Below are 25,508 nucleotides of genomic sequence, written 5' to 3' on the forward strand. Positions count from 1 at the left end.
TCATCGGTTATAACTGGATAGTATTTGAAAGGGTTTGTTTGTGTCTCTATCTCGCCATGTATTACTTTTATTGATCGCAGTTTTTGTGTTCTCAGCTCCAACTTTAGCCTTAGAGCCTACAAAACAGCAGATTGAGCAATTTAAAAAGCTTCCTAAAAACCAGCAGGTTATGTTGGCTGAAAAGTACGGTATTGACCTTTCATTGCTTGAGGAAGATGACTCAGACAAAGATGCCGACAAATCAAAAAAAAATGAGAGGAATAACTCTCGGAGAGCTTCTGAAACCGAAGAAAAGACAGATGAAGAGAAATTCAAACCTGAGCAAGAAGAACTAAAGCCTTTTGGTTACGAGTTATTCTCCGAGGTGGTAAATGATTTTCAGCCATCTGAAACTCCTATTGTTCCGAGTAACTACAAGGTTGGCGTGGGGGATAAGTTCAACATTTCCTACTTTGGAAAAGAAAACCTTGATAGAGAAATTGAAATTGATTCTGAAGGAAAGTTACCGCTACCTAATTTAACACCAATCAGTGTGATTGGAATGACGTTCTCTGAAATGAAAGATGTGATTAGGAAAAAGGTTGCGCAGAAGTTTATTGGTGTTGACGCTCATGTTTCAATCTCTGAGCTAAAAACAGTAAGAGTTGTTGTTGTTGGAGAAGTAAAATACCCTGGTTCTTACAGTTTGCCAGCCCTTTCTTCTATAACACATGCAATTTTTAGTAGTGGTGGAATTTCTCAGATAGGATCATTGCGTGATATCCAGTTAAAGCGCGGCTCAAAGGTTGTATCAAACCTTGATTTGTATAAGCTATTGCTTGCTGGCGATAGCACTAGTGATATCGCATTACAAAACGGTGATGTTGTTTTTATACCTCCTGTAGGAAAGCAAGTCAGTGTTTCTGGTGCTGTTCGTAGACCTGCCATTTATGAATTGCGAGACAATGATAACTTAGATGACCTGTTAGTAATGTCAGGCGGATTGAAACCTGGTGCGTTATTATCGAAAGGAGTTATTGAGCGTTTCACAGGAAAAAGCTTTAAAACAGTAATTAAAGCAGACTTAAACAACCAACTGGTCGAATTGAAAGCTGGAGATGAAGTTTTTATCCCAAATTCATCTAGTGAGTTTGATAATGCGATAACGTTACTCGGGGCTGTAACTCACCCAGGCCACTACGCTTGGTCTCCAGAAAAAACAATCTCAAATGTCATTTCTTCACTTCGAGCTGATCTATTACCGATTGCTGATTACTTTTACGCACTGGTTTTGAGAGAAAAAAGCCAAGCTGGGGAAATTGAAATTTATCAGTTTTCGCCGACAGAAGCGGTTGAAAAAAATCCCTTACATGACCTAAAGCTAGAACCAAGGGATACTATAATTGTTTTCAGTCGCTTTGAAGAAAAAGCGCTTGAGGAAAAACAACTGTCAAAACTCGCGCTAACTAAAGAAGAGCTTCAGCTAAATGAAAAAATAGAGCTTTGGAAAGAGTATGAGAGAAGTAAATTCTATGAATTTATAAACTTAGATTCAATGTTAGAAAAGGAATTAGAAAAAGCAAATGAGAAGGAAGTGGTACTCGGCAGTGTAGAAGCAATTCTTAAAGGCCAGAAAAAAGAGCTAGAGGATGAAGATTATAGTGTTTTCAGTCGCAAGCGATTGTTAGAGCCTTTGATTTTAAGATTAGAACAACAAGCTAGCATTTATAATGAGCTGAAAATATTTGATATTAACGGCGAAGTAAAGCACCCAGGTATCTACCCTTTACCCGTTAATGCAAGTATAGGAAATGCGGTGGCTGCAGCCGGAGGTCTAAAAGAATCTGCTTTCTTGAAAAAAGCAGAAATAACTCGCTTAACATCAGATGTAGATGCAGAAGTTTCACATATACAACTAAACTTAGAGGCCGAATTAAGTAAAGGTATAAACTCGACTGCGGTAAAAAGCAAAGACTCTATCAATATAATGCCCAAACCTAATTGGCACCAAAACATCAAGGTTAATCTTATCGGGGAAGTGAAATTTCCTGGCGTTTACACAATTAAACGCGGTGAGACGCTTGCTGAAGTGATTGAAAGAGCCGGTGGCGTAACTAATTTTGCTTTTACAGAAGGAGCAATTTTCACTAGGGAATCTATTCGCGAAAATGAACAGAAGCAGATAAAGGACTTGTCAGAACGCTTAAGAAGGGATATCGCTTCGAGTAGCTTCCAAAGCTCAATCACGAGTTCAAAGTTAAGCTATGCTGATATGGATAAATTGCTAAATGACCTCGCTGATATTGATGCTTTAGGTCGACTGGTTATTGACCTAGAAAAAGTACTTGCTAAAAAGCAACAAATTGAGCTCCGTAACAACGACACTTTATATGTTCCGACACAACAACACACTGTCAGTGTTATTGGTGAAGTTAATGTCGCCACAGCACACTTATTTAATGCAAATTTGACACTTGATGACTATCTGCGTATTAGCGGAGGGTTAAAACAAAGAGCAGATTCTGAACGTATATACATTATAAAAGCAAATGGGTCTGTAGAAGTACCAAATAGAGGGTCTTGGTTTGCTGTGAGTAATAGTACTGAAATAGAAGCAGGTGATACCATTGTCGTACCACTAGACTCGGAGTATATGGATCAACTGACGTTATGGAGTACTGCAACTCAAATCGTATATCAAATAGGTGTCGCTGCCGCTGCGATAGGCTCGTTGTAGAGCATTGGAGAGCAACGTGATGGGATTAGAGTACCTCGTTATTGTTTGTGCTGTTGCATTGTCTTATTTAAGCATATTTGCAACAACACCCATAGCATTAAAGTTCGGTTTAGTGGATTTACCAACTAAGCGAAAGAAGCACCAAGGAGCGATACCGTTGATTGGAGGTATCGCTATATCGTTTGCTTCTGCGGCATGCATATTATTGTTTTTACCAATTTCATCATCAATAACCGCCTATTTGATAAGTGCTTTAGTTATTGTGGTTTTGGGTGTTGTGGATGACTATAAAGATCTTGATGCTAAATTTAGATTATTGATCCAGACAGTTGTTGCGCTCACAATGATGTATGGCTCTGGTGTATATATAGAGAATTTGGGTAACTTATTCACTGTAGGTGAGCTGAATCTAGGCTGGGGTGGAATTGCCTTTACAGTTGTAGCTGTTATCGCATGTATCAATGCATTCAATATGATAGATGGTATTGATGGGTTAGCTGGCTCTTTAAGTATTGTTACTTTCAGCTCGATATTTATATTGATGTGGTTGAACGGGAATCAAGATTTACAGTATGTTCCTCTTATCTTGGTCTCAAGCTTAGTTCCATATCTTGCATTTAATGTTGGTATTATTGGCCATAATCGTAGGAAGATCTTTATGGGAGATGCCGGTTCAATGTTTATTGGCCTCTCAGTGATCTGGTTTTTAATGATGGGAAGCCAAAAAACAGAGCAAGATTTTAGACCTGTTACTGCATTGTGGATCATAGCTGTTCCTTTGATGGACATGGTCGCCATTATTTATCGCAGGCTCAGAAAAGGGCAATCACCTCTCACCGCTGATAGAGACCATTTACATCATATCTTTTTGCGATTTGGTCTTAACGCAAGACAATCTTTATACGTTATAGTCACTTTTTCTGTAGTTATGAGCACATTAGGTATTATTGGGGAAACTTTTGCTGTACCTGAAAGTCTGATGCTTGCGGGTTTCTTTGGAATTTTCTTGGGGTATACTTGGTGCCTTCAGCATTGTTGGCGCATTGCGAGAACAGTAAGAAAGCTAAGAGTTGGCTATTTACGCAATAAACGAAATAAATTTTAGGTAGTGTGAATTATGAAAAATAAACAAGCTGGTTTTACTATGATGGAGCTACTGATAGTTATCGTCATTTTAGGTCTTTTAATGTCACTTGTTGCACCAAAGTTTTTTGCCCAGTTGAGTTCGTCTGAGCGGAAAATCGCTGCCGCTCAAATGTCCGCTTTTGAAACTGCATTAGATACATACAGGTTAGACGTTGGAAGTTATCCTTCAAAATTGGAAGAGTTACGGAGTAGTTCGAATAAACGCTGGAACGGCCCTTATCTTCCGAAAGCGATACCAAACGACCCTTGGGGCAATGCGTATGTCTACAAGCTATCCGGTGAAGGTGAAACTCCTTACTTACTCAAGTCACTTGGTGCTGATGGCCAAGAGGGTGGTGAAGGTAAGAACGAAGATATAGTGCACATGTAATATGGAATCTATCTTAGTTAACCAATATGATGTTAGTCCAACAGATTTGGCTAATGCAAAACAATATCAGAAAAAGTTTGGCGGTAGAATCGAGAATATTCTAGTGAATATGGGGAGCTTGTCAGAAGATCAGTTGCCGCATATTATAAGCCTGTCACTAGATTTACCACTGTTTGATATATCTTTTTTAGATACTTTGAGCTCTTTTGAAGGCTCGAGTAAGGAGATTACTGAGCTTATTGAACTTGGGCATTTGCCTTTTCGAGTAACTGAGCACTGTATTTCAATCGCTTCTACAGACCCTTTAGATGTTAAACTACATGATTGGGCTGCGAGACAAAGTTGTGAGCTAAAATTCTTTGTAGCGGCAAAAGAAGATCTAGAAGCAATTTCAAGAAAACTTTTTACGTCAAAAAATACTGAATTTGAAATTGAGTTAACTGAAGAAGAAGAAAAGCTCCGAGCGCTGGCTTCTGAGGCTCCTGTTGTTAATCTACTAAACTCACTTATTAGTCGAGGCCTTAGACAAGGTGCTTCAGATATGCATCTAGAACCTTTTCAGAGTAAGTATCGAGTCAGATTCCGAGTTGATGGTGTATTGCACGAAGCTGAGCAAATACCACAGCATATGGAACTTCCTATCGTTACTAGATTGAAAATACTATCAGGGATGGATATAGCTGAAAAGCGTCGACCACAAGACGGAAAGATCGAAATGAAAATAGCTAATGAAGAGCTAGATATTCGAGTTTCCTCACTACCACTCAACGATGGTGAATCTATGGTTCTACGCTTTTTGAGAAAAGAAAGTATTAACTATGATATAGAAGTACTAGGTTTATCTGATGATATAAAGTCAAGTTTACTTGGGGATATCAAGAAGACGGCGGGAGTAGTTTTATTAACCGGCCCAACGGGATCAGGAAAAACTACTACACTTTATACATTTTTGAATACATTGAATAATGATGATGTGAAAATCATAACATTGGAAGATCCTGTCGAATATCAACTTGATGGGGTTAACCAAGTTCAAGTCAATAAGAATATAGGTTTTGATTTCTCGGCTGGTTTACGCTCAATTGTTCGTCAAGATCCGGACATCATTATGCTTGGTGAAATACGAGATCAAGAAACCGCACAGATAGCGCTGCAATCGGCATTAACTGGCCATTTAGTATTTTCTACCGTGCACACCAACGACGCAGCAAGCGCATATACTCGTCTACTTGACCTTGGTGTTGAGGAGTTTTTATTAAATGCTGCGCTTATCTCTGTCGTTGCCCAGCGATTAGTGAGAAAAGTTTGTAGTAACTGTAGTGAGCCTGTAGAAAATATCGACATGTTAGTTGAGCAGTATGGCTTGCAAAGCTTGGCTGATAAGTTTCATATAAAGACAATGAATCTAAGAAAAGGTAAGGGTTGCGAACTTTGTAATCATACGGGGTATAAAGGACGGTTAGCGGTAACAGAGTACTTGGCTTGCGATGAAACAATTAGAGCTTTACCAAAGGATAGCCAGTTCATTACAAGCGCAAAAGCACATAATGCTAAAAATGAGCGCCGCACCTTGATGGAAGATGGCCTATATAAAGCGCTTCAAGGTTTAACTACAATTGATGAGGTTGTGAGGGTCGCAGGTTAGTGAAATCCTTTGATTATAGAGCTTATGACCAGTCTGGTGCAAAGTTTGAAGGGAAAATATCGGCATTAGACAAAAAGTCAGCCTATGAAGCATTGGCTAAAGATGGTCTAGTTCCCTATGAAATAAAAGTTAATGACAGCCAGAAGAAAAGATCGTTTTTTGGTGAGTCTAAAGTGTCATTAAAAGATATTGAATTTTTTACGTCTGAGCTCAGTTTATTACTAGCAACGGGAATTCGTATTGATAAAGGCTTAAACATCATAGCTAGAACGAAAGCTAAACCTGCGTTAGCGGGCGTAATAAATAGTCTAAGCTCAGAAATAAAGTCAGGCAACTCATTATCTCAAGCCTTACGCAAACACGATAAGGTCTTCGATAGCTTATACTGCAACCTAGTTGAGTTGGGAGAGTCTACTGGGGAGTTGAATACCGTATTTAAAGGACTTGCGAGAGATCTTAAGTTTAGAAGAACGCTCCAAGGGAAAATAGTCAGCTCTTTAACTTACCCAGCGGTTATCTTTTTTGTTTGCATTCTGAGTATTTTTTTCATTTTCAATGTAATCATTCCTAAAATGGCAGACATGTTTTCACAAGCTGAGAACTTACCTTGGTATACTGAGTTAATGCTAAACCTAAGTGAGTTTGTTACTAGGTTTCAGATCCCAATCATTGCTGCAAGTGTATTTTCTGTAGCTGGGCTTGTTTCGTTATTTAACTCTAAAAAGTATCAAGGTCTTATAGATCGACTTATGCTCAGGCTGCCTATTTTGTGTAATGCAACCTTGACGTTGGAACGGATACGTTTTAACAGTGGGCTAGCACTGATGGTTAACTCAGGCTTGGCTATTGATAAAGCGCTAGAGCTTGCGAGCAATAATATTAAAAATACGATTTTGACTAGTGAAGTGAATATTGCCCAAAAAAAAGTTAAAGAGGGTGAAAGTTTATCGAAAACCTTAAGTCAAACATCAATCTATCCTCCTTTTTATATTTCCCTACTAGAAGTCGGTGAAGAAACTGGTTCTTTGGGTCCTGTATTTGATGAAATATCCTCGCGGTCAAGAGAAGATTTTGAGTCTTGGACCGAACGCTTGACCGCAATATTAGAGCCGCTAATGATTCTATTCATGGGGGTTTTTGTGGGGGGAGTGGTTGTGATCATGTTGATGAGTATGGTCTCTCTAAATGAGGTAAGCTTTTAAGTGATAAGTAGAGGGAGAGTTGTTTCTGGCTATACTTTAATTGAGCTGCTAATCGTTATGAGCGTTATTTCTCTAGTCTTATCTATAGTGGGCCCGATGACGGTATCGGCAATAGATAGAGCAACAGAGAAGTCTGAACTACAAGAAACAAAGCTGTGGCTCAAAAACCTCGGTAATCGAGCCTTTTTATTGGGTACAGAGATATTGGTTGAAGTAGAAAGAGATAAAATTTCGATATATAACGATGTATCCAAAACATCAATGTTAGATTCGAAAGCCTTCAAAAAACTCGAATTTGAGCCTACTTTGGTAAGGGTTAATTCACAAGGATTTGCATCTCCAAATTCTATTAGCTTTAGGTACTTGGGAAATGAAAGCCACTTTCAACTTAATGACTAGTATGCGGTCAGGTGGGTTTACCTTGGTAGAAATTTTAGTTTCTGTGGTCATTTTAGTAACCACGATCACTGGTGTTTCTATGATTTATCGTGGGGCGTTAGTAAGTAGTGAAAAAGCACAATCCCATGTTGCTATGGCTGCTAAAATACCAGCTATTTTGCATCAAGCCCAAAAACAGATAAGGGCTGCTGAATTTAATAGCACACAGCTATCCGATCAGACTACGCTTGGGCAGGTTAGCTATGAGTGGCAAGCCAACACAATTTCGAAAAAAGAGATTAGAGGTAATAACAGAGCAAAAAACGAGTCTATGATTGAACAAAATCTCGATTACAATGAATATAAATTGTGGCGTGTTAACTTGACTGTCAAGTTTAAGGGGGCCCAAGAGCAGTTTGAGTTTTATGAAGTGAGTTGGAAATATGCCTCACGATAACCGCGGCTTCACCCTTGTTGAAATGCTGATCGCCATTACGATTCTATCCATGGTGTTGGTTACTGGTAATTATGTCTATTTTCAATTAGTCAGTCGTTGGGATTCACAATTAGGAAATTTTCAACAGACAGCTAAATCAACCAAGTTAGTTTATCAGTTAGATAGATTGCTATCTGCAATTCAGCCTTATGTAATAAGAAATGAACAAGGAATCCCTGTATTTTTGTTCGAAGGTGGTAGAAGCAGCATACTAGCTGTTGCTTCGAGTGGGCTCATTTACGATCAACAACCTGTGGTTTTCCGATTGTCTTTGATTAAAGATAAATCAGGCAACAAGCTGATATATCAATCGTTAAAGTTAGCGGAACAAGTTGTTAGCTCTGCTCAACAACAGTTAAACTTTACACAATCTGTTGTCCTACTTGAAAGTGTTGATACGCTAGAGATAAGTTACTTTGGATGGCGAAACCTTAGCGATAAAGCGGCTAGAGTTGAGCATCCAGTATGGCAACCAAAATATTCAGGTATAGAACAAGAGCTTGTACCATCAGAGATTTCATTGACTCTGCAATTAGGACAGCAACAGCTTGCTGTTGTAACTAACTTAGATCCAAACCCTAACCGCTGGCTCAGACATTATTTTGATTCGAGTAACATATGATAAAGAATAATGGCATTGCCCTAATTCAGGTGCTAGTACTAACAACTATATTGATGATTGTGGCTGTTTTCTTCTCGAAAACAGCAAAAGAGCAAGTTAATTTTTCTTCTCAGTTTCAATCACTAGCCAAAGCTTCTGTAGAACTACACTCGGTAGCAAACCTCACGCTATTTAACTTACTCACATTTGAAAAAAAACCAAATGATACATATCCAGCTAACCTATTAGGGTATCAAGAGACTTGGAACTATCATGGGGCACCATTCCAAGCTTCTGAGTATGCGACGGTTTCGTTACAAGATATGCGCGGATTGCTTAACCTCAACTACCCCAATCAACAAAGAGTGCTTCAGGTATTGACCAGTTATGGTCTTTCTCATTATGATGCAAAGCTATTTTATGACACACTAGTTGACTATCAGTCGGTCGAAGAAGGTTTACAGCGTCGCAATGGTGGAGCGCAATACAAACATGGGGCGTTGAATAGCGCTTTTGAACTGGCTAACGTTACTGATGACTTGAAGCTTATTCATTTTTTTGAAGAAAACTCAACAGTTTTTAAGTCAAGTAGTTTTAACCCGATGACGGCACCGGATGCACTATTAATGTTGCTTTTACCGAGTCAAGAGTTTCGCGGTATTAAGCTACTAAGAGATGCAAAGCAGCTAAGTAGCAAAGCATTTTCCGATATAACAATGATACAGGAAAATAGTGGAATCATTCTCTATCCATCAAATAACTATAGGATATCCATCAGTGTGGATATAAATGGCACTAAAGTGGTGAAGACATATTATTACTTACTAAAACCAGCAAAAACTAATCCAGTTGAATTGGTGTCTGTAAAAATCAAATAATTATGAAGAATACATTAGTCAACAAGTTACAGCAGTGGTTCTTTTGTCGTTTCGTTAATTATTATGATAATGGTTTCTACGATTTTAAATTTGCAGATGGCAAATTGCAGTTGGAGCCGGTAAAAAAGTCAAAAGCACTGATTACGATATATGCAAGACCGCATTATCAAGAAGCGGTGGTGAAGCTACCTACAACAGATAAGAAACAAATAAAGAAGATACTGGTGGCTAAGAGAGAGGCAGTAGCTCGTGACTCTATCATGCTTGCCGGTGATATTGTTGTAAGTGGTAATCAAGCCAGTATAAATAGTTGGATATATGCAACTACGTTACCGTCGTCTTGGATAATGCTTCCAGAGACACTGCTATTGGCTAAGTCGCAAAGTTTCTATGAGGTTTGTGACTACAGTGTTGGGAAAGCGTTTTACTGTGCATTATTTTCAGGGCTTTGCTTCTCAGGATTTAAAACTTCTTTAATTTCTAGTCATGATCGCTTTGCTCATTCAGTCGGTGTCTCTTTTGAGCAAACCAATACTATTGAGCTTGAGTCGACCAGAAATACCTTGTTACTTAAAGGGCTAAAGTCAGAAATTACTAACTTGCCGCTGTTCATAAATAAAGGCCATGGTGTTAGTTTAACTAAGGATTTGCAAAGTTATGGGATGATTTTTGGGGCCCTTTTTGCCATTTACCTGTTTGTTTCAAGCGCATTTCTAGCGTTTTACGGGGTACATCTTGAGGGAAGGCTAGAAGGGCAAAAAGAATCCGTGGATACTGCTTTGAACGCAATAAACCGTTTTGAACGGGGGAAGCTTCAGTTAGAAGAGAGAGTGGCACTATTTGCAAATTTCGATATTCTCAGCCCCACAGTCAAAGTGATAGATGCGCTATCTCAGGTTTCAGAAGTTCAGAGTATGGAAAAAAGCGACTCACGTATCATCATTCGTGGTGTAGCACCAAGTGCATTAGCCGTTTTAGAAAGTTTACAACAGTTAGATAATGTATCTGATGCTCGATTTGATTTTCCTATCAGAAATTCTGGTAGCCAAGAGCAGTTTGTAGCAAGCTTTATTCTTGATACTTCAAGCGCAAAAGTCAAGCTAGGAGAGCAGTGGTAGTGGATGAAATAAAAAACAAAAGGGGTCTGCTCTCGATCCTAGCTATTTTACTAGTTTTACGTTTTATTATAGTGCCTGTTTTTGATTGGCAGGAGCAAAGAACCGCAGAAATTAAGCAAATTGAAGCCAGACTGGAAAAGTCTAGTTTGATAGTCAAAAATCAGCAATCACTAGATACTGCCAAAGAGGAGCTAGGTAAGCGAAGCGATACTTTAAAGTTGTTTATATATCCAGCAGCTAACGAGGCCGATTTTCGATTCCAAGTGCAAAAGGAGTTAAATGAAGTAATTAGCAGGCATCAGTTAGAGGTTAAAAATATTGGTTGGCTTACTCGCTTAGAAATAGAGTCCGCGGCACTAACACGCCACCAAGTCAGGATTTCGGTATCTGGAAAAACAGTGAACTTACAAGCGTTGCTAATGGAAATTGATTCAAAGTTGAATAAAGTCTTTGTGAGTGAGTTTAAGTCTACCTTCAAGTATCTTACTAGTGATTCTCTTGGATTATCTGAGGCAACATTGGTACTAGCGATGTATGCACAGCAAGAGGACGAAAAATGACGAGAAATAAGTTGCTTTTCGGTGTGATTATTGCCTTGGGGCTTATGCTTCATGGAGTTCAGTCATTTTCACTTGTTGGCGAACAGACAAAGGTTTATGACATCAACCTTAATCTGGCAGGTAGTGCTCTACCTAAATTAAATCAGCCGTCGTTAGCGGCAGTAAGTAATGTAATAGAAAAATATAAAGATTCTAGCAACACGAACTCGTCGTCTGATTCGATGTCAAACGATGCTAAACGTGCCCAAACTGGTAAACTGTTTGATTTTTATTTGGAAGATAAGCAATTAAGACTCAAGGGAGTGATTGGTGAAGGGAGTAGACGTTTTGCGATTATTGAAGCTATTGATGTAGCCTCTCAACAGCCCTCGTTAATTAGATTAACTGATGGCCAGCAATATCAAGGCTATAACGTCTCTATTGTGGATGCAAAACAAGTTACCTTTTCACGGCAAGAACAGAAAGTAACTCTGGTAATTTACAGCAATGAAAGCCTTGCAAACGGTTAAATGAATTTATGAAAAAGTTTTCTCAAAAATTAGTATTAAGTAGTGTTGTCCTTTGTATTCTTAGCGCGTGCGGAAGTACACCCAGAGGCGTGCAAGTTAAAGATTCCTATTTAACCAATGCTGATAAAAATACAAATCGTTCCACTGTTCTGCTTGAGAAGAACAAAAGTAGTCAAAAGAAGGTGGACTTTTCAGGCTTTACCTATCTTTCAGCTGCAGACAGCCAGCGTGTTGAGTCGAGTGAAGCAAGCGAATTAGAGCTGCAATTCGATGAGTCACATATGGTAAAGCTCAGCATTGATACTTTATTAATTCGTGACTTTCTTCACTATGTTTACGGTGAAACACTTGGAATAAATTATATACTTGGGCAGGAACTGAGCGAGAGCAAAGATAAAATAACACTTAACTTCCAAAAAGAGCTTAGCAAGAGAGAGCTGTTTGAAATTAGCCGTGACATGTTAGAAGAACGTGGTGTCACGTTGAGGACGAATGATGGAGTGTTATACATTCACAAAGACTCAGAGGGGACTGCGAATAATTTCGTCTATGGATATGGCAATTTGATAGAAGATGTACCAAACACCAGTAACGAAATCATTCAAATTGCTCCTTATCAAGCCGGTGTTCAAGCTTCTTTGGCTGGTACTATTAAGCAGTTAACTCGTATAGACGTTAGACAACTATTTGAACAAAAAGCATTGCTTATCAAAGGTAAGCGCAGAGATGTTATAAAAGCGCTAGAGTTCATGCACTTAATGGACCAGCCCGCTTTTAGAAATAGACAAGTAGCAATGTATAAAGCCGAGTTTGTGTCATCTGAAGAGCTAAGTAAAGACCTATTAAATCTACTTAAACAAGATGGTATTAGTGCTAGCTTGGAAAGCTCTGATGAACAGGCTGTGTCAGTTGTGCCAATCCAAAGAACTAACACGCTAATTTTCTTTTCAAATGATAAACGATATTTGAGTCGAGTCGCATTTTGGTCTGAGCAACTAGACAAACCGGCAGATGGTAACGAAAAGCAGTTTTTTATTTTTGAACCTGAGTTTGCACGAGCAGTAGATCTTGGGCAAAGTTTGCAGCGCCTGTTTGGTCAAGGAAGTGCCCGGTTAACGGCTTCAACTTCGGCTCGAGGCCAAAATGAGTCCAATCAACAAGATACTAGTGCCCAGCCTAGTAATGTCGCTGTAAAAAGCGACGATTTAAATATGGTTGTTGATGAGCGTTCAAACTCGTTAATATTTGAAACTACTGGAGAAAAGTATCGATCGCTACTGCCTTTGATAAAACGCTTGGATGTTTTACCTAAACAAGTAGTATTGGAAGTATTAATTGCAGAAGTAAAACTGACAGATATTTTTAAGCAAGGCGTTACATTCGCACTAAGTAACCTTGGTGCAGACATCACTGGAGGCTTTAGTTTAGAGTCAAAATCAGATACTGGGTTAACGTACTCACTGAAAGGTGCATCAGGTAATATTGCATTAAATTTACTAGAAACGAATAGTAATGTGAATGTTTTATCACGGCCAACATTAGCTGTGAGGGATGGTGTAGCAGCTAATATCAATGTAGGTGATAAAATTCCTGTAGTAGGTGAAATTATTACTTCGCCGGATGTTGGTAGCCAAACCTCTGTTAATTATCTTGATACCGGTATTGAGCTTACAGTAACACCAACGGTAAATGCTCAGGGGGTGGTGCTTATGGAGATAGAACAAAAAATTAGCTCACAATCAACAAGCGGTTCAGGTGCTGGCGGTAACCCTATTATTCTTGATAGAGCACTAAAAACAGAAGTAATTGCGGGAGATGGCCAAACAGTTATGCTCGGTGGTTTAATTGATGAAAAATCAACATATAATGATAGACGAGTGCCTTTTTTCTCTGATATCCCTTTGCTTGGCAAGGTGTTTGACGGCACTGACAATAATGTAGTTAAAACAGAGCTTGTTGTATTTGTAACACCAAGAATTGTACAAACCACAGATAACTGGGACTCAATATTGAACGAATTTAAACAAACGTTAATGCGATTGGAAGTGACAAATTAATTAAACTTGTAATATATTAGCTATACAATAAGTAGAATTGAGCACAGAAAATAGGCGCTAACTGTTTGTAGATGGTTGTTTTTTGCTCTTTTTGTTTGTTTTTTGCACCTATTTACTTTTTTTTACGGAATTTTTTCGTGGAAAAGACTTTTTAGCAGTGTTAACTGCTTGACAATAGAATGACTTTGTTTAGACTGAGACCTTGTTTGACTGTAAGTCACTTAGGTGACGGCCTAATTGAAAGTCAAAAAACTAAAAATTGGAACTAATAAAAAACTGTTCCTGTTTCATGAAACTTTGGAGAATGGATAATGTTCAAAAAATCTCTACTAGCGCTTGCTTTAGCAGGTGTTTCAGTTGCTGCTAACGCAGGTACTGTAGCTACTTCTGGCGCTGTAAACATTTCACTTGAAGGTAACAAGCAAGCTGGTTCTTCAGTTATTGCTGCAGCTGATCTTGGTACTATCACTATCGACAACGGCGCTGAGTACATCGTAAACGACGTATTCCAGATCAGCCTTGAAGGTGCTGAGTTTGACACAACTGTAAATCCAACAGCTACTACTACTGGTGCTGCTACTTTTGCATTTGTTGATTTCCCTAACGCAACTACTGCACGTTTCCGTGTAAGTACAGCTAACAACCCAGACGCTGCTGGCGGTGTAATCACTTTCGGTGGTTTCAGCCTTAAGACTGGTTCTGCAGCTGATAAAGGTACAATTAAGTTCGGTGCAAAAGCTATCTCTGTAAACGCTTCAATCGGTGATTACGACGTTTCTAAAGCTACAACTGTTGCTACCTTCCGTTCACAGCTTACATCTGCTCTAACTAAGCTTGATGGTGAAGTATCAACTTCTAAAGGTCGTAAAGAGTTCACTAACTCAGGTTCAACTCTTAAAGACGTACTAACTGTTGATTTCACTGATAACTCAGGTGACGTTGATGCAATCACTTTCTCTAAAGTAACTCACGTACTGAAAGGTGATTTCTCTTACGCAATCGACTATGATGCAGACAAAGATGGTAAACTATCTGCAACTGAACTTGCTAGCGCGTTCACTGTAGCTGGTACTGATGATACTTACGTATTATCTATCAATGATGCACACACTGAGCTAACAGTTACGCAAACTGCTGTAGGTACTCTAGATGACATCACAGTAGATACTAACGTTAAAGGTGAAACTGCTAAAGGTTCTGTAATTACAGCTCCTCAGTCATTCACTCTTGCATCTACAGCAACAAATGCTGGTAGCACTGCTTCTGTAGCAATCGCTGCTAAAGATGCTGGTAAATGGACTCTAGACGGTTCAAACGACAACATCACGTTCATGCCGTTTGATGCTCAGTACGCTCAGTCTATCAACGTAACTAACACTGGTTCAGTAGTTGGTGCTATCAATGTTACACTTACTGCTGGCGGCATGTCTTACTCTAAGACTATCGACCAAACTGCTGCTGCTAAGTCAGTAACTAACATCAGCCAAGCTGTTAAAGCTTTTGCTGCTGAAAGTGGTATCACTGGTAACGCTCACATCAACGTAGTTGTTAATGCTCCTTCAGCTAACATCTCTGTTGATGCTATCTACTACCACAAAGCTGACGCTGACCGCGTTAAAACTTACTAATAACGAGTTTTAAGCTTAAAAAAACCCAGCTTCGGCTGGGTTTTTTGTTTTCAAAAGTTACCCTATGTAGACCCTTTTTGCTGACTTTGCTATTATCTCGAAAATTTTCGTTGCAGAGTTGTTTGTGAAATATCCTATTGTTAAACCTTACCTCCCTAAGCTTGAAACATATCAAAAGAGAATTGCTGATATTTATGATAGTGGTTGGGTAACTAACAATGGACCTTGTGTTCAAGAGTTAGAGCAAGCGCTAGCAGATTACCTTGACGTTGAGCACGTATTACTGGTCGCGAATGGCACGCTCGCACTGAATATCGCATATCAGGCTCTTGGCATCTCAGGCACAGTATTAACAACGCCATATTCGTTTGCTGCAACTGCCAGCTCCCTCATCACACATGGGGCATCACCTGAGTTTATCGATATCGATGGTAAAACCTTAAATATTGATATTACGACAGCGACAGAAAGGCAACTGCAATCAGCGAGTGCTGTTGTTGCTGTGCATGTCTATGGTAACCCTTGTGATGACGCTCAGTTACAACGAATAGCTGAGCAATATAATCTCAAAGTTGTTTATGATGCTGCCCACACCTTTGGAGTAAATTACCAAGATAAATCTTTACTCGCTTACGGAGATGCTGCGACGGTTAGCTTCCATGCTACAAAGATATTCCATACGATCGAGGGTGGTGCTGTTATTTTTAAACACAAAAAAGATTACTTAAAAGCAAAAGAAATTATTAACTTTGGTTTTAATAAACAGCAGTTTCCTGATTGTGTGGGCACTAATGCAAAAATGAGTGAAATGCATGCGGCCATGGGATTAAGTCTACTTCCTCAGTTTGAAGAAATAAAAGTACATCGCCAATCACTCTACCAACATTACGAAGCTGCACTTAGTGATATGGTTGATACAATAGAATGGATGCCCAGCAGTTTACCTAATGGCTCCTACTTTCCTATCTTTTTGCAAAATGAAGCAGAGTTACTTAGTTTGGTAGATGTGTTAACACAAAGTGGAATTCAGTCTAGACGCTACTTTTATCCAAGTTTAAATGAAGTTCCAGCTTACGGTATGAAAGGCAATACGCCAATTGCCAATGATATTTCACGTAGAGCATTGTGTTTACCAATGTATACAGAGCTTACAAAGCAAGGTGTTGACGATATTGCTTCTGTGGTTATTGAGCACCTTAAAGAAATTCGAAAGGCCAAGTAATGTCACACTATACAAGGGAAGAGCTGCTTGCACTGGGTTTTGCAAAGGTTGGACAAAACTGTTTAATATCTAAAAAAGCCTCTTTTTACGGTACCAAGAATATAGAGCTTGGTGATAGTGTCAGAATTGATGACTTTTGTGTTCTATCTGCAGGTGAGGGAGGCATCAAACTTGGCTGTTATATTCATATAGCGGTATACGCTTGTTTGATTGGTGCAGGAGCAATAGAGGTTGCAAATTATTGCAATATTTCTTCTCGAGTTGCAATTTACTCGAGCAGTGATGACTATAGTGGGGAATGGATGACAAACCCTATGGTAGATAACGCTTTTACGAACGTAGAGCACGGCACGGTGACGCTGCAACCTCATGTGATCATTGGTAGTGGTAGTGTGATTCTACCTAATGTGACATTGTATGAGGGGGCTGCTGTCGGCGCACTTAGTTTAGTTAATAAAGATTTAGAGCCGTTTACGATATATGCAGGTCAACCTGTAAGATTCATAAAGCCGAGAAAACGTGACTTACTCAAGTGGCAGTTAGATTTTGAGCACAAATTAAGTTTACCCTCATGATTATTCATATTTTCGCTGATACACCACATCATTTTAGGCCGATGCAAGCCTTCTTCAGCAAGTTGTCTTTTATTGATCAAGAGTTTTGGGTCAAAAGTGAAAACGATGAAACATTACTTCAACAAGGTTTTAAGTGTTATAGCAATAACGACGAACTATTCCATTTGTTGAATGCATTGCCTGACAACGCAAGGGTTACGTTTCATGGGGTGTTTGATATCCATACTTGGAAAAGACTGTTGTTGCATCCGATCACGGCTAAGAGCAATTGTGTGCTTTGGGGAGCTGAGATCTATCGCCATCAGAAGCCAGGACGGAATATTAAGGAACGTTTAGCGAGGGTGATACATTCTGCATTATTGTTTCGGTTTAACAGAGTTTTTGCGTTAAACCAAGGTGATGCTGAGCTAACATCTAAGCTATTGTTTCGTAGAAATGTAGAGGTGCTACCTTATCCATTGATAGGTATGAAAGTACAAGAAACGAAAGTTAATCCCGTCATACAGATCTTGATAGGTAACTCTGCTGCCGCAAGTAATCGACATAATTTTATTATTGATATGTTGAGTAAATTTAAGGCTGTGGACTTTGAGGTTATTGCCTGTTTGAACTATGGAGGAGAGCAATCGTATATCGATGATGTAGTTCGGCATGGTCATAATACTTTTGGTAGTCGGTTTAAGCCGATCACCAAAATGCTTGCGAAGTCAGAATATGATCAATTATTGAATACGGTTGACGCTACAATATTCGCACAAGAACGACAGCAAGGTTTATATGTTGCGTATGCGATGTTTTTAATGGCAAAACCAATGTTTTTACTGGAATCCACAAGTAGCTATAAAGATTTATCTGCCTTGGGATTTGAACTTCAATCTACAAATCAACTTGGTAACATGAGTGAAGAGCAGTTCGACATTTCAGTAAAAAGTAAGAGTGCTAAAAATCAACAATTAATGAACGAATATTTTACCGAGGAAGCGCTACTGCCTCGATGGCAAAAGCAGTTGAGTGAATAACAGCAATGACTATTATAAAGTCAGCACTTTCCGGCGTGTCTTGGGTGGCTTCATCTACTCTAATAAAAGGTGGGTTGCAATTACTTCAGCTTATTATCCTTGCTAGGTTTTTAACGCCTTTAGAGCTTGGGATCACTGCTGCTATAAATCTGGTAATTGGGTTTTCTCAGGTATTTGGTGATGCAGGGCTCTCTAACGCAGTAATTTATCATAAGTCGTTAAATAAAAGCCAATTAGCTCAGCTTTACAGTGTTAACCTCATTTTTGGCGCGCTGATAAGCACCATAGTCATTGTGTTAGCTCCTGTGATTGCGAGCTTTTTTTCTGTTACTGAATTAGCTTCGTTGTTAGTTGTCCTCGCACCTGTTTTTTTCATTCGAAGCCTTTCCCAGCAAATACTTGCAAAGCTCCAACAAGAAATGCGCTTTAATCTGATCGCAAAAATTGAAGTACTTAGCCAAGTACTAGCCTTTAGTGTAGTCATTGGTGCGTTATTATATGAACACACTATTTGGGCTGTGGTATATGGGCAGCTTACACTCGCGTCAGTTCTCAGTATCTGCTACTTACTCTTTTCAAATGAGCATTTATTAGCTCCAAGAAGAATGCACTGGGCTGAGGTATCTGAACCTATAAAATATGGATTATATCAAAGCAGTGAAAGTTTGATTAATTATGGCAGTGCCCAGTTCGACCAGCTCATAGTGGGCAAGTTTTTAGGGCCTGAGAAGCTTGGTATTTATGCCTACATCAAAGATTTGGTATTTAAACCAGCGTTACAGCTAATCAATCCAATTGTAAACAAAGTGGCCTTTCCATTGATGGTAAAGTTTAAGGAATCGCACTCAATTAAAAAGATGTATTTAAGCATGCTTGGGCTTCTCAGCTATATCAATATTCCACTGTATAGCTTTATCGCACTTTTTCCTGAACTCGTTTTAAACGCTTTCTTTGGTGCTGATTGGGTGGAACATGCCTCAGTACTTCAGTGGCTATCTTTATATATGTTACTTATTTCTGTTATGAATCCTGTTGGTGTGTTAATGAGAGCATCAGGTGAAGTTAAGCGTGCCTTTTCATGGAATATTGGAGTATCGCTTGTAAGGCCTATAGTTATTTTACTCGTGATTTCAAGCGGGCTAATTAGTTTAACTTTCGGGTTATTTGTACTTCAGGTCTTTCTGTTTTTAGCGCATTGGAAGGTGCTGTTGCAGCCTGCAGCCCAAGTTGGTTTTTCAGAGCTTCTTAATGCGATTAAATTACCACTCTTAGTCGCCGTTTGCATCTGTGCTTTTATCGTTATAGCAAGATTATATATTGCATCTCAATACCAGTTATTGCTGGCAATTATTAGTTGTGCTTTATATATGATGTTCATACTTCCTCAACTCATATCCCAATTAAAGAATTTAAGGAGCTAATATGCCGGGGTTTTCCGCTTCTCTACTCAGTAAATCGAACGAGAATTTAGGTGACTTTACTGCGGGTGATGTTTGCTTCTCTAATGACGTTGGATTTAGTTTCGAGCAAAACCTTAAAGCACAGAGGAAAAATATCGCTATTGAGCGACTAGAGCGCGATGGAATAGTGATTACACTCTGGGGGGATATCTTTTCGATAGCAGGTATAGACTGTAAAGCTGCAGACGCATTGAATGAGATCCATTTACATTATAACGACAACACACTAAAAGCGTTCTTAGCCAATGTAAATGGATATTTTATTATCTCTATTATTGATTTCAACACAGAACAAGTTACGTTGATCTCAGATAGATATGGCATGAAGCCGTTATATTTATGGATGCAAGAGGACACCTTGCTTGGTTATGCGAGTGAAATTAAAGAATTACTCAATTTGCAAACAAGTGAGGTAAGTATTGATTTAGCATCTTTGAATACATTTATCGATATTGGTCATTGTCTCGGTAACACTACGCTTTTCAAGCAAATTAAACGTCTAGAACCTGCAGCGATTTTGCGTGTTGCTTTAAAAAGTCGAACTACGGAATTAGTGCGCTACTGGAGCTGGAACGACATACAACCACTTGAAGGAATAAGCTTTGATGATGCAGTTTCTAAATTAGGCTTGTTATTTGATCAAGCGATGAGGCGTGCAATATCGACTATCACTCAGGATAAATTAGCGATAACGTTAAGTGGTGGACTTGATTCAAGAGCTTTGTTAGCTGGTGCGGCTAAGTACTTTAAGGGAGATATTCACACCTTTACTTTTGGTGAGGCTGGTTGTGCAGACCATGTGATCGCAAAACATGTGTCAGATGTGGCATCTGCTACTCATCATTTTATTGGTATAGATGGAGAAAAGTGGTTTTGCGGGCGAGAAAGAGGCGTGTGGTTAACTGATGGGCTGAAAAATGTACTGCATATGCATGCACTGACATCTGTAGCTGAAATTGCAAAACACTCGAACTATTTATTAAATGGCTTTTTAGGTGATGTGACAGCTGGAGGCAGTTATATTCCATCTGAAACGGACAAAGAAAATGTTTTTTCTATTGTTAAGCAAAAGTACGGTAAGCACTTTAGTATAGCGCTGGCAGATGAAGGTTACTTTGACTTTGATTGCGAAGAAAGTATCTTCATTTACAACCGTGGGATGCGATTTATCGCAGCGGGAAGTGACCTACTTAGTCACGAGCTACATCAACTTAAACCTTTTATGGATAATGATTTTGTTGACTTTTTATATGGTCTACCCAGTGCTTTTCGAAAGGATGGGAAATTATATCACCATATGTTGCTCAACACTTATCCTGAGTATTTTTCTGATATTCCATGGCAGCAGACAGGCAAGCCTATATCAAAAAGCCAATCGCCTAAGAGTAGCTCTAGCGGGATGAAATCCACTTTAAAAGCTTTTATCATTGGAACGCCTGTTGAACGATGGGCTAGAAGCTTATATCGCCGTGTATTCGCCAAACACCATTATGTTGCATATGATCTATGGTTGAGAGAACCTAAATTTGAGTCCTATGTATACGATTTATTACTTACAGATAGTCACCTTTCTAAAATTTTAAGCTGCTCAGAAATAAAACAATACATTGATGCTTTCTATAGAAGTAAAAAGCCGATTAAGCCGGAAATCATTGGGAGCTTGATAACCGTGGAGTTGTTTTTGCGGCAGTTAAATGACAAAGGTTTTAAACTTGGAAGCTCGTACGATCTTTGAGATAATACAGAGTCTTGTTGAGCAGTGACAACGGAAAACATTTAATGAAAACAGTGATAGTAACTGGCGGTGCGGGCTTTATTGGAAGTGCCGTCGTTCGCCATTTAATTGGGCTTGGAGACTTTAGGGTTGTAAACTTTGATAAGTTAACCTACGCAGGAAATTTAGATTCTCTTGAATCCGTTGCACAGCATACAAATTACTTTTTTGAACACGGCGATATTTGCGATGAAAGTAAGGTATCTGAAGTGTTTAACAAATATCAGCCAGATCTCATTATGCATTTGGCTGCTGAATCGCATGTTGACCGTTCAATCGATGGACCCGGCGAATTCATAACAACAAATATTATAGGAACTTACGTACTGTTACAGTGCGCACGTGCATACCTGAATAAAAATCAAAAGGTAGCTGATAGCTTTAAGTTCCATCATATCTCCACTGACGAAGTCTACGGAGATCTTGGGCATACAGACAAGTTATTTACCGAACAGACTAGTTATGATCCAAGCTCACCTTACTCAGCCAGTAAAGCGAGTTCTGATCACTTGGTAAGAGCTTGGGGGAGAACATATGGGCTACCAACGGTAATCACAAATTGCTCAAACAACTACGGGCCTTTCCATTTCCCTGAAAAACTTATTCCGTTAGTTATTCTAAATGCGCTAGAAGGTAAACCTTTACCAATTTATGGCAACGGTAGTCAAATTCGAGACTGGCTTTTCGTAGAGGATCATGCCAAAGCACTCGTAAAGGTTGCACTCTCTGGCAAAGTTGGAGAAACCTATAATATTGGTGGTCACAACGAAAAAACGAATTTGGAAGTTGTTCAGACTATTTGCTCTATCTTAGATCAAAAAGTAACGAAAAAGCCCAACGGAATTAGTAAGTTTAGCGAGTTGATCACCTTTGTCCCTGATAGACCAGGACATGATGTCCGTTATGCGATAGACGCAGGTAAAATAAGACGTGATATAGGCTGGGTTCCTGCAGAAACGTTCGAATCGGGGATAGAAAAAACAGTGTCTTGGTATTTAAATAATTTAGCATGGTGTGAACGAGTGCAGTCAGGGAACTACCTCAGAGAAAGGTTAGGAGTAAAATCATGAAAGGAATTATTTTAGCAGGAGGCAGTGGAACTCGACTGCATCCAATAACTGAGGGAGTCAGCAAGCAGTTATTGCCCGTGTATGACAAACCTATGATCTATTATCCCCTTTCGGTACTAATGCTAGCTGGTATCAGAGACATACTGATTATTACTACGCCTGAAGATCAAAACCAGTTTATAAAACTTTTGGGTGATGGCAGCCGATTTGGAGTTAAGCTAACTTTTGCGATACAGCCGAAACCCGAAGGACTAGCTCAAGCTTTTATTATAGGCGAAGAATTTATAGGCGAAGATAGTGTGTGTTTGATTTTAGGTGACAATGTTTTTTATGGCGCTAGCTTTTCGCCTAAGTTACTTAAAGCCGCTGAAGTTCAGGATGGTGCTGTCGTATTCGCATATCAAGTTAATGATCCTGAACGATTCGGCGTAGTTGAAGTTGATGAAGACTTCAATGCACTTTCGATTGAGGAAAAGCCGACAAAGCCAAAGTCCCACTATGCTGTAACGGGATTGTATTTTTACGACAATTCAGTTGTTAAAAAGGCTAAATCGATCTCACCATCAGAGCGAGGAGAGCTTGAAATAACATGCATAAATGAAGCCTACCTAACCGAGAATAAATTGCGAGTAGAGGTACTTGGGCGAGGTTTTGCGTGGCTTGATACTGGGACGCATGACAGTTTGATGGAGGCATCACAATTTGTACATACTGTTGAAAAAAGGCAAGGTTTCAAAATTGCTTGTTTACAAGAAGTTGCGTTTGCAAAAGGCTGGATCAGTAAATCACAGCTGATAGAAGAAGCAAAACGACTGAGTAAAACCGAGTATGGGCAGTATCTTGCGAAAGTTGCACAGGAGCATATACATGGATAATAGCCAGCAAGACACCTCGGTGAATCTAGTGAATATGTGGCTGATTCTTTGGAAACAAAAGTTATTTATATTTATTTTTGTAGTTGTTTCGTGTGTTCTCGCCGTGGTGTATTCACTCACTATGCCTAATATTTATAAGTCTGCTGTTTTACTTGCTCCACATGATAGCAAAGAAAGCTCTGCATTAGGGGCGCTAGGAAGTCAGATTGGTGGCTTTGCAAGTTTAGCGGGAGTGAATTTAGACAGTGGGAGTAATGATACTTTACTGCATCTTGAGGTATTAAAATCTAAAGACTTTCTATTTGAATTTTTTTCCAAATATGAAGTAAGTAAAGTTTTATTTGGAGCGAAAGAGTACGATAAAAATAGCGAAAAGTTATTATTTGATGAGGAGAAGCTTGAACTCAGTTCTGGAAAGTGGAAAGTAAATCCAGAAACAGGTAAAAGCTTTGAGCCAACACTTTTTGAAACCTATGAAAGTTTTAATAAGCTTTTTGACGTTAAGCATAACAAAGTAACAAATCTTGTTACTGTTAGCATTCGAAGTATCGATCCACATATTGCTAAACAATGGGTTAGCAACCTTATCTCTGAGCTTAATGAACAATTAAGACAACGTGAGTTAGATGAAAAATCACGCAGTATCGCTTATATACAACAGCAGTTGGATAAAACAGAAGTTGCGCAGATGAAAAATGTGTTTTACACCATTATTGAAGAGCAGACTAAACAAATGCTATTAGCAGAAGTACGGGAAGATTTTGCTTTTAGGATTATTGAAAGCCCGATTGTTGCTGAACGAAAAGAGAGTCCAAGCAGAGCTGTTATTTGTATCTTAGCCGCGATATTTAGTGTTTTCTTTGCATCTGGTTTAGTCTTAGTTCGTCATTTTATGAAAGAATTAAAAGGCTCTGGGTATTAGTCAATGCGGGCTAAAAGCGAACAGCGCATCATTGAGTTAGCTATAAATAGTAGGCATGCGAGTCTACTATTTTTATCTTTAAGTTGGCTTTTTTTACCGGTAGTGCTTTGGCTTGCTCTAGTGTTGATTTATTCCACTTCTGAAATTGGAAAAAAGCCAAAAAATATTTTACCTTTTTTAGTTAGCTTTTCATTAGCTTTATTGATCTCAAGCAGGATGATCGGATTTTTGTGGGGGGGATCAGATGATATGCCAACATATTTGATGGCATATGAACGCTATGAAGAGTTTGGTTCAATGATGACTACGTCATTATTGTATGGACAGCATGCGGATTTTCTTTTTGCGTTATTCAGTTGGTCAATTGCAAAACTAACTAACAACCACCTCTTTGTGTATTATCTGGTAACATTACTTTTTACCTATGCCTTAATTTGGCGCTTTTGCAAAACAGTTAATGTTGCTTATCCATTGCTGTGTTTTTTACTTATTGTACTATTTTATAAATTTTTTCAAGCGCAGTGGCATTTAATCCGTGCATGTATGGCTGTTCCTATAATATTAATTGGAATTTGGATCTCTAAAGAGCAATTTAGAAAAGGGCTATTAATATTTATTATTGGGGGTCTTTTCCACTTTTCTACTATGGTGTTATTATTACCTCTTTTTCTATTGAATAAGAGATTAAGTAAGAAGTATACGATCTCACAACTCTTTGGGTTATTTTTAGTTTTCCTAACAGGAGTCGCTTTATTTATAGTTAGTATTAAAGTGGTTGGTAGTGTTGTAAATCACTACATGATAAACAAGGTATTGACAAGATTGGTAATAGAACCAAACTTTTCGAAGTTACCATCTTTATTATTGTTTGTTGTATTTACCCTATTGTGTAGCCCAGCTTACTATAAAAGTAAAAGCAAAGATCAAATCACTTTATTCAATATTTCCATTTATTTTTGTGCAATAGGTGTCGTCGCACTATTTTTTATAGGTGAAGAGTTACATCGTATCATACTGCCGCTACATCTCTTGTATGCCCCATTATTGATACACTCATTAGGGGTTTACTCTCCCTCTTCTCTAACCTCTATCTTTACAATCGCAATTAAGTCATTCGTAATTTTAGCCTTTAGCTATGTGGTTTATCTAAATGAAAGTGACTTTTTTTATAAAGTCGAGCGGTTTCATCCGCTGTCACTAAATGGCTACACTTATTTGAAGCAGTTGAATCACTATGTTGAGGAAGATCTGCAATATTACGATGGCTACAGAATTAAATAGAGCAAA

Annotated in this window: 23 protein-coding genes and 1 pseudogene; all 24 read left to right on the plus strand. The window is 38.8% G+C overall.

Annotation, left to right across the window (positions count from 1 at the left end):
- Positions 1–40 precede the first annotated feature (40 nt).
- The 24 genes and pseudogenes from BB427_RS11245 to BB427_RS11355 all read left to right on the plus strand — a co-directional run bounded on the left by BB427_RS11245 (position 41) and on the right by BB427_RS11355 (position 25,502).
- Entirely contained in the window at positions 41–2,716 is a 2,676-nt protein-coding gene (locus BB427_RS11245; RefSeq protein ID WP_069020772.1) for an SLBB domain-containing protein, read from the plus strand.
- Between the two features lie 19 nt (positions 2,717–2,735).
- On the plus strand, positions 2,736–3,821 hold the full coding sequence (gene wecA, locus BB427_RS11250) for a UDP-N-acetylglucosamine--undecaprenyl-phosphate N-acetylglucosaminephosphotransferase (RefSeq protein WP_069020774.1): 1,086 nt from the start codon (positions 2,736–2,738) through the stop codon (positions 3,819–3,821).
- Between the two features lie 12 nt (positions 3,822–3,833).
- Positions 3,834–4,232, plus strand: coding sequence for a type II secretion system major pseudopilin GspG (gene gspG / locus BB427_RS11255; protein ID WP_069020776.1), 399 nt, complete (start codon positions 3,834–3,836; stop codon positions 4,230–4,232).
- A 1-nt stretch (position 4,233) separates the two neighbouring features.
- The gene (locus tag BB427_RS11260) at positions 4,234–5,877 is read left to right on the plus strand and encodes a GspE/PulE family protein (RefSeq protein ID WP_069020778.1); all 1,644 of its coding nucleotides are present in this window, start codon (positions 4,234–4,236) and stop codon (positions 5,875–5,877) included.
- Positions 5,877–7,079 carry a type II secretion system F family protein gene (locus BB427_RS11265; protein WP_069020779.1) on the plus strand — a complete coding sequence of 401 codons (1,203 nt, stop codon included), beginning with the start codon at positions 5,877–5,879 and terminating at the stop codon, positions 7,077–7,079. Before BB427_RS11260 ends, BB427_RS11265 begins: the two co-directional genes overlap by 1 nt.
- Positions 7,080–7,163, plus strand: a pseudogene (locus BB427_RS24715) (prepilin-type N-terminal cleavage/methylation domain-containing protein); the annotation flags it as partial.
- A gap of 12 nt (positions 7,164–7,175) precedes the next feature.
- Positions 7,176–7,478, plus strand: a complete 303-nt coding sequence (locus BB427_RS11270; protein WP_254663623.1) for a type II secretion system protein — start codon at positions 7,176–7,178, stop codon at positions 7,476–7,478.
- A gap of 1 nt (position 7,479) precedes the next feature.
- Complete coding sequence (locus BB427_RS11275; protein WP_276327935.1) at positions 7,480–7,914, plus strand: PulJ/GspJ family protein; 435 nt, start codon at positions 7,480–7,482, stop codon at positions 7,912–7,914.
- The gene (locus tag BB427_RS11280; protein ID WP_069020782.1) at positions 7,901–8,575 is read left to right on the plus strand and encodes a PulJ/GspJ family protein; all 675 of its coding nucleotides are present in this window, start codon (positions 7,901–7,903) and stop codon (positions 8,573–8,575) included. Before BB427_RS11275 ends, BB427_RS11280 begins: the two co-directional genes overlap by 14 nt.
- Entirely contained in the window at positions 8,572–9,432 is an 861-nt protein-coding gene (locus BB427_RS11285; protein WP_069020784.1) for a Type II secretory pathway component PulK-like protein, read from the plus strand. Before BB427_RS11280 ends, BB427_RS11285 begins: the two co-directional genes overlap by 4 nt.
- 2 nt (positions 9,433–9,434) lie before the next feature.
- Positions 9,435–10,550, plus strand: a complete 1,116-nt coding sequence (locus BB427_RS11290) for a hypothetical protein (protein ID WP_069020785.1) — start codon at positions 9,435–9,437, stop codon at positions 10,548–10,550.
- Complete coding sequence (locus BB427_RS11295) at positions 10,550–11,110, plus strand: hypothetical protein (protein ID WP_069020787.1); 561 nt, start codon at positions 10,550–10,552, stop codon at positions 11,108–11,110. Before BB427_RS11290 ends, BB427_RS11295 begins: the two co-directional genes overlap by 1 nt.
- Positions 11,107–11,619, plus strand: coding sequence for a hypothetical protein (locus tag BB427_RS11300; protein ID WP_010368598.1), 513 nt, complete (start codon positions 11,107–11,109; stop codon positions 11,617–11,619). The genes BB427_RS11295 and BB427_RS11300 overlap by 4 nt, the downstream gene beginning before the upstream one ends.
- An 8-nt stretch (positions 11,620–11,627) precedes the next feature.
- Positions 11,628–13,676: a secretin N-terminal domain-containing protein gene (locus tag BB427_RS11305; RefSeq protein WP_069020789.1), complete on the plus strand. Its 2,049-nt coding sequence runs from the start codon at positions 11,628–11,630 to the stop codon at positions 13,674–13,676.
- Positions 13,677–13,987: 311 nt separating this feature from the next.
- Complete coding sequence (locus BB427_RS11310; RefSeq protein WP_069020791.1) at positions 13,988–15,304, plus strand: hypothetical protein; 1,317 nt, start codon at positions 13,988–13,990, stop codon at positions 15,302–15,304.
- A gap of 124 nt (positions 15,305–15,428) precedes the next feature.
- Positions 15,429–16,526: a DegT/DnrJ/EryC1/StrS family aminotransferase gene (locus tag BB427_RS11315; RefSeq protein ID WP_069020793.1), complete on the plus strand. Its 1,098-nt coding sequence runs from the start codon at positions 15,429–15,431 to the stop codon at positions 16,524–16,526.
- Positions 16,526–17,101 carry an acyltransferase gene (locus tag BB427_RS11320; RefSeq protein ID WP_069020794.1) on the plus strand — a complete coding sequence of 192 codons (576 nt, stop codon included), beginning with the start codon at positions 16,526–16,528 and terminating at the stop codon, positions 17,099–17,101. Before BB427_RS11315 ends, BB427_RS11320 begins: the two co-directional genes overlap by 1 nt.
- Positions 17,098–18,120 carry a TDP-N-acetylfucosamine:lipid II N-acetylfucosaminyltransferase gene (locus BB427_RS11325; RefSeq protein WP_069020795.1) on the plus strand — a complete coding sequence of 341 codons (1,023 nt, stop codon included), beginning with the start codon at positions 17,098–17,100 and terminating at the stop codon, positions 18,118–18,120. Before BB427_RS11320 ends, BB427_RS11325 begins: the two co-directional genes overlap by 4 nt.
- Before the next feature lie 5 nt (positions 18,121–18,125).
- The gene (locus BB427_RS11330; protein WP_069020797.1) at positions 18,126–19,541 is read left to right on the plus strand and encodes an MOP flippase family protein; all 1,416 of its coding nucleotides are present in this window, start codon (positions 18,126–18,128) and stop codon (positions 19,539–19,541) included.
- A 1-nt stretch (position 19,542) separates the two neighbouring features.
- Positions 19,543–21,315 carry an asparagine synthase-related protein gene (locus BB427_RS11335; protein WP_069020799.1) on the plus strand — a complete coding sequence of 591 codons (1,773 nt, stop codon included), beginning with the start codon at positions 19,543–19,545 and terminating at the stop codon, positions 21,313–21,315.
- A 44-nt stretch (positions 21,316–21,359) separates the two neighbouring features.
- Positions 21,360–22,424, plus strand: a complete 1,065-nt coding sequence (gene rfbB, locus BB427_RS11340) for a dTDP-glucose 4,6-dehydratase (protein WP_069020801.1) — start codon at positions 21,360–21,362, stop codon at positions 22,422–22,424.
- Entirely contained in the window at positions 22,421–23,299 is an 879-nt protein-coding gene (gene rfbA, locus BB427_RS11345) for a glucose-1-phosphate thymidylyltransferase RfbA (protein ID WP_069020803.1), read from the plus strand. Before rfbB ends, rfbA begins: the two co-directional genes overlap by 4 nt.
- Entirely contained in the window at positions 23,292–24,221 is a 930-nt protein-coding gene (locus BB427_RS11350) for a Wzz/FepE/Etk N-terminal domain-containing protein (protein ID WP_069020805.1), read from the plus strand. The genes rfbA and BB427_RS11350 overlap by 8 nt, the downstream gene beginning before the upstream one ends.
- Before the next feature lie 3 nt (positions 24,222–24,224).
- Positions 24,225–25,502 carry an EpsG family protein gene (locus BB427_RS11355; protein WP_069020807.1) on the plus strand — a complete coding sequence of 426 codons (1,278 nt, stop codon included), beginning with the start codon at positions 24,225–24,227 and terminating at the stop codon, positions 25,500–25,502.
- Positions 25,503–25,508 lie beyond the last annotated feature (6 nt).

Origin of the sequence: Pseudoalteromonas sp. BMB (assembly GCF_001709235.1) — a bacterium.
GTDB lineage: Bacteria > Pseudomonadota > Gammaproteobacteria > Enterobacterales > Alteromonadaceae > Pseudoalteromonas > Pseudoalteromonas maricaloris.